This is a genomic window from Lelliottia jeotgali, from assembly GCF_977070485.1.
This window is the reverse complement of the sequence record NZ_CDRVFO010000035.1, coordinates 1-11,548: the sequence shown is the minus strand read 5'-3', so window position 1 is coordinate 11,548 and position 11,548 is coordinate 1. Positions and strand designations below refer to the sequence as shown.

Annotated in this window: 7 protein-coding genes and 1 rRNA gene; 4 read left to right on the top strand and 4 right to left on the bottom strand. The window is 59.7% G+C overall.

Translation table 11 applies throughout. From position 1 onward, the window contains the following. The first annotated feature begins 136 nt into the window (after positions 1 to 136). A 5S ribosomal RNA gene (rrf, locus tag ACW4TB_RS27360) occupies positions 137 to 252 on the top strand. A gap of 54 nt (positions 253 to 306) precedes the next feature. Here rrf and ACW4TB_RS27355 read toward each other — a convergent pair. Continuing rightward, positions 307 to 1,005 carry a GntR family transcriptional regulator gene (locus tag ACW4TB_RS27355; RefSeq protein ID WP_012316819.1) on the bottom strand — a complete coding sequence of 233 codons (699 nt, stop codon included), beginning with the start codon at positions 1,003 to 1,005 and terminating at the stop codon, positions 307 to 309. A 205-nt stretch (positions 1,006 to 1,210) separates the two neighbouring features. Between ACW4TB_RS27355 and lapG the strand changes: the two genes are divergently transcribed. Further along, positions 1,211 to 1,972, top strand: coding sequence for a cysteine protease LapG (gene lapG, locus ACW4TB_RS27350; protein ID WP_190273318.1), 762 nt, complete (start codon positions 1,211 to 1,213; stop codon positions 1,970 to 1,972). Between the two features lie 10 nt (positions 1,973 to 1,982). Continuing rightward, on the top strand, positions 1,983 to 3,929 hold the full coding sequence (lapD, locus tag ACW4TB_RS27345; RefSeq protein WP_012316817.1) for a cyclic di-GMP receptor LapD: 1,947 nt from the start codon (positions 1,983 to 1,985) through the stop codon (positions 3,927 to 3,929). Between the two features lie 58 nt (positions 3,930 to 3,987). Here lapD and ACW4TB_RS27340 read toward each other — a convergent pair whose 3' ends face one another. From ACW4TB_RS27340 to ACW4TB_RS27330, 3 genes are read right to left on the bottom strand one after another with little or no spacing between them, the layout of a single operon-like run. Continuing rightward, positions 3,988 to 5,352 (bottom strand): HlyD family type I secretion periplasmic adaptor subunit, encoded by a 1,365-nt coding sequence (locus tag ACW4TB_RS27340; RefSeq protein ID WP_455843126.1) that lies wholly within the window; start codon positions 5,350 to 5,352, stop codon positions 3,988 to 3,990. 1 nt (position 5,353) lies between these two features. Further along, positions 5,354 to 7,510, bottom strand: coding sequence for a type I secretion system permease/ATPase (locus tag ACW4TB_RS27335; RefSeq protein ID WP_039602856.1), 2,157 nt, complete (start codon positions 7,508 to 7,510; stop codon positions 5,354 to 5,356). A 44-nt stretch (positions 7,511 to 7,554) separates the two neighbouring features. Beyond that, positions 7,555 to 8,892 (bottom strand): TolC family outer membrane protein, encoded by a 1,338-nt coding sequence (locus ACW4TB_RS27330; protein ID WP_254466845.1) that lies wholly within the window; start codon positions 8,890 to 8,892, stop codon positions 7,555 to 7,557. Between the two features lie 350 nt (positions 8,893 to 9,242). On the opposite strand from ACW4TB_RS27330, the gene ACW4TB_RS27325 reads away from it, so the two are divergent. After that, a partial coding sequence (locus tag ACW4TB_RS27325; RefSeq protein WP_455843125.1) for a retention module-containing protein occupies positions 9,243 to 11,548 on the top strand: 2,306 nt, incomplete at its 3' end.

Here is an 11,548-nt window from a genome sequence, read left to right as displayed (position 1 = left end):
CCATGTGAGAGTAGGTCATCGTCAAGATTCATTTCGCAAAACCCCTATCTGCGTAAGCAGGTAGGGGTTTTGTCTTTAAGTAGGAACTACAGAGATTCGCGGGTACGTCCACAGGACGGGCCGGCACACAGAATTTCTTGACGACCATAGAGCATTGGAACCACCTGATCCCATCCCGAACTCAGCAGTGAAACGATGCATCGCCGATGGTAGTGTGGGGTTTCCCCATGTGAGAGTAGGTCATCGTCAAGATTCAAATCCAAAGCCCCTGTCTGCACTGCAGACAGGGGCTTTGTCTTTTCCGGGTTATGGCATTGGCTGGACTGCCTGCTTGTCCAGGTAATTCCTGATAACCCGCGCACCATTGTTCAGATGCTGCTCCAGCACCCTCACTGCCTCGTCGACCAGCTTGTCACTGGCTGCATCCGCCAGTGCGTTGTGATCGTCCTGGGTCAGCTTGCCCAAGCCCATCGACGATAGATGAAAGCGCAGGAAGCGCTCTTCCTCGTTGAGCTCGTCCTCGATCAGGCGCAGTAGCTTCTGGTTCTGAGCCTTGCCGTACAGGGCCATGTGGAACAGCCGATTGAGGCGGCCGATTTCGGCGTGGCGCGTCTCGTTTTCCAGTTGCCGGATGTAACCACGTGCACGGGCGATATCATCGGCATCGAGCAGGGGAATGGATTGGCGCAGGGCCTCGGACTCGAGCAAAACCCGCAACGCATAAGTGTCGACTGCATCTTCACCAATCAAAGGCGCCACAACCGCGCCCTTGTGCATTTCCACCTTGAGCAGTGATTGCGCTTCCAGCTGGCGCAGCGCCTCACGCACAGGCATGCGGCTGACGCCATACAAGGTCGCCAGCTCTTGTTGGCGCACGGCGGTACCGGGCGGCAGGCGGCCATCGAGTATGGCGCTGCGCAAGCGTTCTTCGATCACGCCACGGGCCAGGTTCGCCGGTAGCTGTTCGCTCGCCAGCACATTGCTCAGTTTGATTTTCTCGGCCACGCGGAGTCTGCCTCGACGACTAAAGTTGGATCCAATGACACTAGTAACAGGCAAGGGGGCTTGTCAAACCAGCTCCCCGCAATGGGGGCGGGCGAAACACGGCCTAGAGATATGGTGGATGAAGACGACTGGCAAAGGAAGCGGCACATACAAAGCATTAACTGGAAAGTCTTGGCTCCCCGACCACCGGCGGCATGATTGCAGGATGCCATTGTTTTTTATGCTGACAGACCTCACCATCGCTGCTTTCGACTGGTCTGAACAGGTCTTCGCAGTGGCGATACCCTGGGTAATCAAAACCGCCGCGCGATGTGTCGGCCTCGCCATTTTGCTGGGCAGCTTGCTGCTGGGCGGTTTGCATGCGGATTGGGATTTTTCCCAGATCAGTCGCAAGTCACAGACCCTGTATGGCCCACTCGGTGCCGGCAAGGGCCGCATCGATGCCTGGCAAGCCATGATGGCCACGCAAAACCAAGGCTCCGAGCTACAACGCTTGCAGGCAGCCAACCTGTTTTTCAACCAGCAATTGCGCTATGTCGAAGACATCGACTTGTGGCGTGAAGTCGACTATTGGGCCACGCCCATCCAGGCCTTGATCAAGGGCGCTGGTGATTGCGAGGACTACGCCATCGCCAAGTATTTCAGCCTGCGCCGCATGGGTATCCCAAGTGAAAAGCTACGCATCACCTACGTCAAGGCCTTGCGCCAGAACCGCGCGCATATGGTGCTGACCTATTATTCAAGCCCACAAGCCCAGCCGTTGGTACTCGATAGCCTGATGGACGCCATCAAGCCCGCCAGCCAGCGTACTGACCTCTTGCCGGTCTACGCCTTCAATGGTGAAGGCCTCTGGTTGACCGGTGCTGCGGGTAACAAGAAAGTCGGTGACACCAAGCGTTTGTCACGCTGGCAGGACTTGTTAAAGAAAATGCAGGCCGAAGGGTTCCCGGCCGAACCGGTTTACTGAAGGAGCACAGATGTCACTGTTCAAACAATTGCTGTTGGCCATTTGCCTGTTCCTGGTAGTCGCGTTCAGCGGCAGCTTCATGGTCAGCCTGGAGAGTTCACGCAGTCAGTACGTAAACCAGCTGCGCTCACATGCTCAGGACGCTGCCACGGCGCTGGCGCTTTCTTTGACGCCGAACATCGATGACCCGGCCATGGTAGAGCTCATGGTCAGTTCGATATTTGACAGTGGCTATTATTCGAGCATCAAGGTCGTCGACCTGGCCTCGAATGCGGTGCTGGTGGAGCGTCACGCGGAGCCAGATCCTGGTGGTGTTCCTGCCTGGTTCATCCACCTGATAGGCCTCGAAGCTGCCGGCGGTGATGCCATCGTCAGCCGAGGTTGGCAACAAGCTGCGCGTGTCGAAGTCATTAGCCACCCGATGTTCGCCATCTCCAAACTCTGGCAGAGCGCCTTGGGCAGCCTGGGCTGGCTGCTGCTCTGCGGTGCAGCGAGCGCGGTACTCGGAGCCTTACTGTTACGTCGTCAATTGCGGCCGCTGGACTACATGGTCGAGCAGTCCCACGCCATCGCCCGCCGCGAGTTCCTCAGCCTGCCTGAGCTGCCGCGCACGCCCGAGTTGCGCCGTGTGGTGCAAGCCATGAACCAGATGGTGGAGAAGCTCAAGGCCCTGTTCAACGAGCAGGCCGAGCGCAGCGAGCGGCTACGTACCGAATCGTATCAGGACAGCCTGACCGGGTTGTCCAATCGCCGTTACTTTGAAATGCAGCTCAATACCCGAGTCAGCAACCTTGAAGAAGCGAGGGCGGGTTACCTACTGTTGCTGCGTGTTCAGGACCTCACAGGGCTTAACGCCCGCTTGGGCGGCCAACGCACCGACCAGCTGTTGCAGGCGGTCGGCGTACAGCTGCAGCGTACCTGTGCCAAGTTCCCGGAGACCAAAGACCTGATTTCCCGCAGCCGTGGCGGTGAGTTCGCTGTGCTCGCCCCAGGCATGGTGCACGAAGAGGCGGTGCAGCTCGCCCAGGCCTTGGAGGCTACACTGCAGAGCCTGCACGAGACCGGTGCCACCGATGTCGACCCGGTAGCCTGTATTGGCCTTGCACCGTTCAGCCCCGGCGACGCGCCGCAAGCGCTTTTGAAACTTGCCGATGAGGCCCTGGCCCGCGCTGAAAATCAGCCGACACCCGGCTGGGTTTGTCTTGAGCAGGGGGCCGCGGCCGTTGCCGGCGATAGCCATCACGCCTGGCACACGCGGCTTGAGCAAGCCTTCGTCAAAGGTCAGTTCGAACTGTTCTTCCAACCGGTTGTGGAATGCAAAGACGTGCAGCGCGTGCTGCACTACAAAGTCATTTCACGGCTGCACGATGATGAAGGCGAGGCAGTGCCGGCTGGCCGCTTTCTGCCGTGGCTGGAGCGCTTTGGCTGGATGACGCGGCTGGATGTGCTGGTGCTCGAAAAAGTGCTGGCGCACTTGCGTAGCCATGATCAGGTGCTTGCGCTCAACCTGTCGGCTGCGACCCTGGCCGACCCCAACGCTCTGCAGCGGGTATACGATTTGCTTGGCCAATACACCGCACTGGGGCCACGCTTGGTCTTGGAAATCGGCGAAGAGCAATTGCCTGCGCAAGCCGTGCTCGAGCAGTTGACTCGACGCTTGCACGGGCTTGGTTTCGGGCTGGCGCTGCAGCGTTTTGGTGGCCGCTTCAGCATGATCGGTAACCTGGCGCACTTGGGCCTGGCGTACCTGAAGATCGACGGGAGCTACATCCGCAATATTGACCATGAGCAACACAAGCGTTTGTTCATCGAAGCAATTCAGCGGGCAGCGCACAGTATTGATCTGCCGTTGATTGCCGAGCGGGTCGAAACGGAAGGAGAGCGACAGGTGCTACTGGAAATGGAGGTGAAAGGTATTCAGGGGCAGTTGGTGGGCGAGCCTGCCCCGTGGCGCTGATTTCGGCCTGACAGAGCAGGTGCAGCACCCTTCCTCAGGGTGGTTGCACCTGTGACAGTCAGCGTTCGCGCAGGGCTTCAGCACGGGCCTTCATGATGGGTTTTAGCAGGTAGCTCATGATGGTCTTCTTGCCCGTCATGATATCCACCGTTGCTACCATTCCTGGGATGATCAGCAACGGTTTCTCGTCCGTACCCAAGTGGCTTTTCTCCGTGCGCAGCTTGATCAGGTAGTACGTGGTCTTTTTGTCTTCATCGGTGATGGTGTCGGCACCGATCTGCTCCAGCGTGGCCTTCAAACCGCCGTATATGGTGTAGTCGTAGGCAGTGAACTTGACTGTCGCTTCCTGGCCCGGGTGCAGAAACGCGATGTCCTTGGGCAGGATCTTGGCCTCCACTACAAGGCTATCATCCAGTGGCACGATCTCTACGATATCACTGCCTGGCTGGATCACGCCTCCGACAGTGTTGACCAGCAACTGCTTGACGATGCCACGTACCGGCGAGCTGACCATCGTACGGTTGACCCGGTCATCCAGCGCCTTGCCCGTGGCGGTGGCCTTGTTCAACTCGGTACGTGCCTCGTTGAGCTGGGTCAGCGCCTCGCTGCGGAACTTGCCGCGGGTTTCTTCAATCTTGCTCTGCACTTCCTTGATAGCCGCTTCGGCGCGGGGAATGGCGAGCGCGGTGGAGTCCATCTGCCCGCGGTTCTCTACTTCTGCGCGGCGCAGGCGTAGCACTTCCACCTGGGAAATAGCGCCTTGGGCCACCAGTGGCTCGGACATGGCAATTTCCTGACGCAGCAACTGCAGGCTGTTGGCGTACTGTGCTCGCTTGGAGGTGAACTCGCGCAGTTCCTGCTGTTTTTGCACAAGTTGCTGTTCCAAGCCGCTGATCTCATCATGCAGTTGTTGGCGCCGGCTCTGATACAGCGACTGCTCGCTGGCGGCCTGGCTCGGTGCGGCCTTGCGCAGCTCTTCGTCGATCTGCAGCGGCTTGTCGTCCACTTCGGCGCTCAGGCGCTGCACTCGCAGCGCCATCGCCAGACGATCGGCTTCGGTTTCACCAACGTTGGATGCGAAGCGTGTTTCGTCCAGCCGCAGCAATGGCTCCCCGACTTCGACGATCTGCCCTTCCTTGGCATAGATCTGCGCGACGATGCCGCCTTCCAGGTTCTGAATTTTCTGCACTTTGGAGGATGGAATGGCCTTGCCTTCACCGCGGGTAACTTCATCGATGGGGGCCACGCTGGCCCAGATGATCATGACCAGGAAGAACGCGATGATGCCCCAGATAGTCAGGCGCACGATGCGTGGCGCGTCTTCGATCAGCGCTTTGTTGACCTCTGGCAGCGGTTGCCCGGCAAGGGATTCCGAGCCCTTGAAGTAACGGCGCAGGCTGTCCTTGAAACGCCCCATATCCAGCTTATGCAACACTGATCTGCCCCTTTTTAAGCGCATCCATGACGGCGGCTTTCGGGCCATCCGCAACAATCTGTCCTCGATCGATGACGATCAACCGGTCCACCAGCGACAGCAAGGACGCCCGGTGGGTCACCAGCAAAACGGTCTTGCCTTCGATGACAGCAGCCAGGCGCTGTTTGAGGCGTTCTTCCCCCGTGTTGTCCATGGCACTGGTGGGTTCGTCCAACAGCAGGATCTGCGGGTTGAGCAGCAGCGCCCGAGCCAGGGCAACGTTCTGCCGCTGCCCTCCGGAAAGGTTCTGGCCGCGTTCGCCGACCTGCAGTTCGTAACCGTCGGGATGAAGGCGAGCGAATTCATGCACGCCGGCCAGCTCGGCGGCTTGCAGGATCAATTCGTCTTCAATGTAGCGGGCACCGCTGACAAGATTGTCGCGCAAAGTGCCTGCCAGCAACTGAATGTCTTGCGGGACATAGCCGATGTTATGGCGCAACTCACTGACGTCGATCTGGCGGATATCAACGCCATCGACCAGCAAGGAGCCATTGTCTGCCTCGTACAGGCCGACGATGAGCTTGGCCAGCGAGCTTTTGCCCGAGCCGCTGCGGCCGATGATGCCGACCTTCTCGCCCGGGCGGATATTCAGGTTGATGCCTTTGAGCGCCAGGTTCTGCTGATTGGGGTAGGTGAAATCTACACCCCGGAATTCGACCGCGCCCTGCAGCACCTGACGGCTCAGAGGGCGTTCTTCGAAATTGCGCTCCTGCGGTAGCTCCATCATCTGGTCGGTGGCCACCATGGTCACCTTGGCCTGCTGGTAGCGGGCCAGCAAACCATTGAGCGAGCTCAACGGGCCTAGCGCTCGACCGCTGAGCATGTAGCAGGCGACCAGACCGCCCATGCTCAGGTTGCCGTCGATGATCAGGTAAACGCCGACGCAGATCATCGCCACCCCCGCCAGCTGCTGGATGAGCAAGGTGATGTTCATGGCCAGGCTCGACAGCACTTTGACGCGCAGCTCGAGGCGGCTGAGGGTGCCAAGGGTCTGCTCCCACATGTACTGGCGTTCGCTCTCGGCGTTGTTGACCTTGACTGCGTCCAGGCCGGCCAGCGTTTCGATCAGGCTGGACTGGCGCTCCGATGCCAGCGCCATGGTGCGCTCCATGGTCGCCATCAACGGCTTCTGCAGCGCATAGCCGATGCCCAAAGCCAGCGGGAACGCAAGGATCGGGATCCATACCAGATGCCCGCCGATGATAGCGATGACAAGAAGGATCAGCAGGGTGAACGGCAGATCGATCAGGGTGGTCAGTGTGAGCGAAGCGAGGAAGTCGCGCAGGCCTTGGAATTCGTGGATGTTCTGGGCAAAGCTACCGACCCGGGCAGGGCGATATTTCATCGACATGCCGACGATCCGCTCGAACAGCGTGGCTGAAATGATCAAGTCGGTCTTCTTGCCTGCAAGGTCCAGGCAGAGGCCGCGCAGGCCTTTGAGAATGAGGTCGAATATGTAGGCGAAGCCGATGCCTGCCGCCAGCACCCATAACGTCGACGTGGCCTGGTTGGGAACCACGCGGTCGTACACATTCATCACGAACAAAGGCGCAGCCAGTGCAATCAGGTTGATCACCAAGCTGGCAGCAATGGCGTCGATGTACAGCCATTTGCTGCGCATCAGCGTGTCGCGGAACCAGGAGCGGGCGCGCGGGATGAGGTTGCCGTGGTTCACATCGAACTTATGCTGCGGCTGGGCGAAGAACACTTTGCCGCTGTAGTCGCCCTGCAGCGCCTCGCGGCTCACCAGCACCTCACCGCCGTCGCTTTCACTGAGCAGCAGGCGAGCGGTGTCTTCGTTTTCCCAGCCCACCAGCACGGCGCTTCGGCCTTCATTGAGCAGCAGCATGGCCGGCATGGCGATGCTCGGGATCTGCTCCAGTTTGCGCTGAAGTACGCGCCCTTGCAGCCCGGCACGGGCAGCCGCGCGAGGCAGCAGATCGGGGCTCAGGCGCTGGGCCGGCAAGGGCAGGCCGGTAGTCAGCATGGCCCTGCTTGCGGGCTTCTGGTGCAGAACACACAGGGTCAGCAGACTATCCAGCAACGGGTCATCGTGCTGACTGCGTGGATCGTGGCTGAGTTGCACTCGACTGACTTCGGATTCCACGCGGCGCTCTCTTCATCCTTGCGGGTAGATGGTGCGGGTGCGCCTCAGTTCATGCCTGGCAGGTTCACTCGCGGTTTCACATCATTCTGCACAACGGTGGCCATCGGTGCTACGACACCCTGGCTCTTGAGCAGTTGGCCAATGGTCGCCTTGATTCGGTATTGAGTAAACAATTGTATGTTCTTCACCTCAACCAGACGGCGCTGAGCAGTGAAGGTTTCATTTTCACTGTCGAGCAAGTCGAGCAGTGTGCGTTCGCCGAGGCTGAACTGCTGCTGGTAAGCGCTGCGTACCCGGTTGCTGTGATCGACGTATTGCTGGGCAATAGGCAACTGGGCGTTGGCGTTCTCTTGCGCATTCCATGCCAGGCCCAGTTCTTCGTTGAGCTGGCGCAGGGCGTTATTGCGAATATCCAGCGCCTGGTTGGCCAAGTATGACTTGGACTCCAGGTCAGCCTTGTTGCTGCCGCCGGCGTACAGGTTGAAGTTCATGCGCAGCATGGCCTGCCACTCATTGTTGTGGCCGACAGTGCCGTCGATGTTGTTATCGGCCGTTCTTCCGAGTTCTGCATCGAACCGCGGATAGAAGCTCGACTTCGCAGCGTCGTACTGTTTCTCTGCCGCGGTGATGTCCGACTCTGCCGAGCGCAGTACTGGGCTGCTCTCTACCATCTGCGCGCGCGCCTCATCCAGAGTTGCCGGCAGCAGGTCGATGAAAGGCGCCGGGGCGCTCAGTTCATCCGGCATCTGGCCTACCACGCTTAGGAAGTTGGTGTTGGCATCGGCGAGGTTGGTCTGCTCGGTTATCAAATTATTGCGCGCTTGAGCCAGACGGGCTTCGGCCTGATCAAGGTCAGCCAGGCGGCCAACACCACGGCTGGTACGCAGTTTGATCTGGTCGAGGATACGTTCGTGGTTGCGCAGGTTTTCCTCGGCGAGGCGGACCATTTCGCGGCGCGACAGCACGTCCAGGTAAACCTGGGCCACGTCAAGCGCGGTACGCTCCGAGGTGTCCATCAGCGAGTAGGCGCGGGCATTGACGGTGGCTTGTTGACGGCCTACTTCGCTAGAAGTGGCAAAACCGTCAAAAACCATTTGGCGAAGACGGATTGCTGACTCACCGCGATTGAGGCTTTCCCAGCGGTTGCCGGTGCTCGGGCTGTCAGTCCCCTCTCGTCCATAACCAGCGGTCACATCTACCCGCGGCAAATAGCCGCCCTTGGCCGCACGCAGCTGGTAATCGGCCGCCGCCCGGGCGTTGACACCCGCCTGGATCTCCGGGTGCACCTCAAGGGCTTTCTGCATGGCTTCGGGCAAGGTTTGTGCTTGTAGGAAAGTGGCGGCAAAGGCGAATGGAAGAGCGGTAAACAGTGACGCACGCATTTTTACTGATCCCCGAGGGCGCTGTTGTCCTGAATCACGGTCGAAGCGGTTCAGGTCTGGAAAATGACAACCTGATTTGACCGATGAGCAGCTTCCGACGGGGCACTGGTATTAGTACTAAAGGAAGGGATAGCAACCGTTCAAATATCAATGTGACATTACATTGCCGATTGTTTAGGATGGCGACCATAAGGTCAATAGTTTGGCATAAAGTTAATAGCCGGCAGTTATAGACGATAATTTGACGTCAAGTATGCCGGAAACAGTATCGACACACTTCCGTCTGCAGTGGCTCGTGAGCGCTGCTCGGAGCATGGAAGTAGATCACATCGGGTAACCCGGAGAGTCCAATGAGCAGCGTTGTAGCCATCGTCAAAAGTATTGTTGGCCAAGTCATCGCAGTATCCCCAGAAGGCATCCGGCGTGTACTCATTGAAGGTGATCGCCTGTTGGCCGGTGAAGAAGTCCTCACCGGCCCGGGCGGCGCCGTCACCCTCGAACTGGCCGATGGTCGTTTGCTCGATCTGGGCCGTGATACCCAATGGAGCGCTGACGCACCCGACAGCAGTACCGACTTGGGTCAGGCTATCGCGCAGGCCGCACCGTCGGTGGAAGAGCTGCAGCAAGCGATCGCCGCGGGCGTGGACCCTACCACCGAACTGGAGGCTCCGGCAGCAGGTCCTGCAGCGGCAGGTGGTGGCACGGTTGGCGGTGGCCACAGTTTTGTCCTGTTGGAAGAAACAGCAGGCTCGGTGGACCCGACCATCGGCTTCCCGACTGATCCTCTGAGCTTCGCCGCCGACCTTGATGACGAGGAGGTTGGCGGGCTGGATACCGATGCCAACGACACCACCGCCGATACTCCGACAACGGTCACCACTGGGCTGACCCTCACCGCCACCCCTTCGATCTCCGAAGCGGGTGGCGTTATCGTTTATACCGCGACGGTCGGCCAGGCACCTACTTCCAACCTGACCGTAACACTGTCGAATGGGGCAGTGATCGTCATTCAGGCGGGCCAGACCAGCGGCACCGTGAACGTTACAATTCCGGCTAACGATACCCCATACGTCGATGGCGGCCAGATCTCCACCACCGTGACGGGAACCAGTGGCGGTACTGGCATCACCGTGACCTTGCCGCAGGCGCCTGCGGTGACTCAGGTTACCGATACAGTAGACAACACGACTGCGACCCTTACCGCTTCGCCAAGCGTCACCGAAGGTGGCGTGATCACTTACACCGTAACCCTGAGCAACCCCGCCCAGACCCCGGTGACCGTGACGCTGTCGAACGGCCAGACTATTACCGTTGGCGCGGGCAATACCACGGCCAGTGTGGACTTCCAGACGCCGGCCAATGATGTTTACAACAATGGCTCGACAGTCACCGCCACCATCACTGGCGCCACCGGGGGCAATTTTGAGCAGTTGTCGATCAACCCCCAGAGCGCTGTAACTACTATCAGCGACAGCATTGACACGTCGACCGTCACCCTTGCAGCCACCCCAAGCGTGGTTGAGGGGGGGACCGTGGTGTACACCGCGTCGGTCAGTGCTCCGGTCACAGGCAGCCCACTGGTAGTCACCCTGGCCAACGGCCAGAGCATCACCATCGGCATCGGTGAGTCGTCCGGTTCGGTCAACTTCACCGCGCCGAACAACGTCTACAACACCAATACCGCACTCACCAACAGCATCACCAAGGTCGAGGGCGGTAACTACGAACAGCTCGACACCGCCGGTACTCCAACTACGACGGTCACCGACAGCCCGGCTACCCAGGCCACCACCAACCTGGTGCTGAGCGCGACTGGGGACGTGGCCGAAGGCGGTCAGATCGTTTACACCGCGACCCTGAGCAACCCAGCAGGTACGGCGATGACCGTCACCCTGAGCAATGGTGCGACCATCAATATCGCGGCCGGCCAGACCTCCGGTACGGTCTCTGTTCCGGCCCCGGCCGATGACGTCTACAAGGACGCCGGCCAGGTCAAAGCCACCATCACCGGTACCACCGGTGGTGATTTCGAGCAGCTGGCGGTTAGTCCGGCTGAAGCCGTGACCAATGTCAGCGACACCCTCGACACGTCGACCGTCACGTTGACCGCCACCCCAAGCGCGGTCGAGGGCGGTACCGTGGTGTACACCGCGTCCGTGTCGGCGCCGGTTACCGGTAGCCCATTGATCGTCACCCTGGCCAACGGCCAGAGCATCACCATCGGCGTCGGCGAGTCCTCCGGTTCGGTCGACTTCGTTGCGCCCAATAACGTCTACAACACCAATACCCCGCTGACCAACAGCATCACCAAGGTTGAAGGCGGTAACTACGAACAGCTCGACACCGCCGGGACTCCGACCACTACGGTTACCGACAGCCCGGCTACCCAGGCGACGACCAACCTGGTGCTGAGCGCCACTGGCGATGTCGCCGAAGGCGGTCAGATCGTTTACACCGCGACATTGAGCAACCCAGCCGGCACGGCGATGACCGTGACCCTGAGCAACGGCGCGACCATCAACATCGCGGCCGGCCAAACCTCTGGCCAAGTGACCGTCGCCGCCCCGGCGGATGACGTTTACAAAGACGCCGGCCAGGTCAAAGCGACCATCACCGGCACCACCGGTGGTGACTTCGAGAACCTCGCGATCAATCC

Excerpts from the sequence above, each read along its gene's own strand:
- lapD (WP_012316817.1), top strand. The coding sequence starts at position 1,983 with ATGTCACTGTTCAAACAATTGCTGTTGGCCATTTGCCTGTTCCTGGTA.
- lapG (WP_190273318.1), top strand. The coding sequence starts at position 1,211 with ATGCCATTGTTTTTTATGCTGACAGACCTCACCATCGCTGCTTTCGAC.
- ACW4TB_RS27330 (WP_254466845.1), bottom strand. The coding sequence starts at position 8,892 with ATGCGTGCGTCACTGTTTACCGCTCTTCCATTCGCCTTTGCCGCCACT.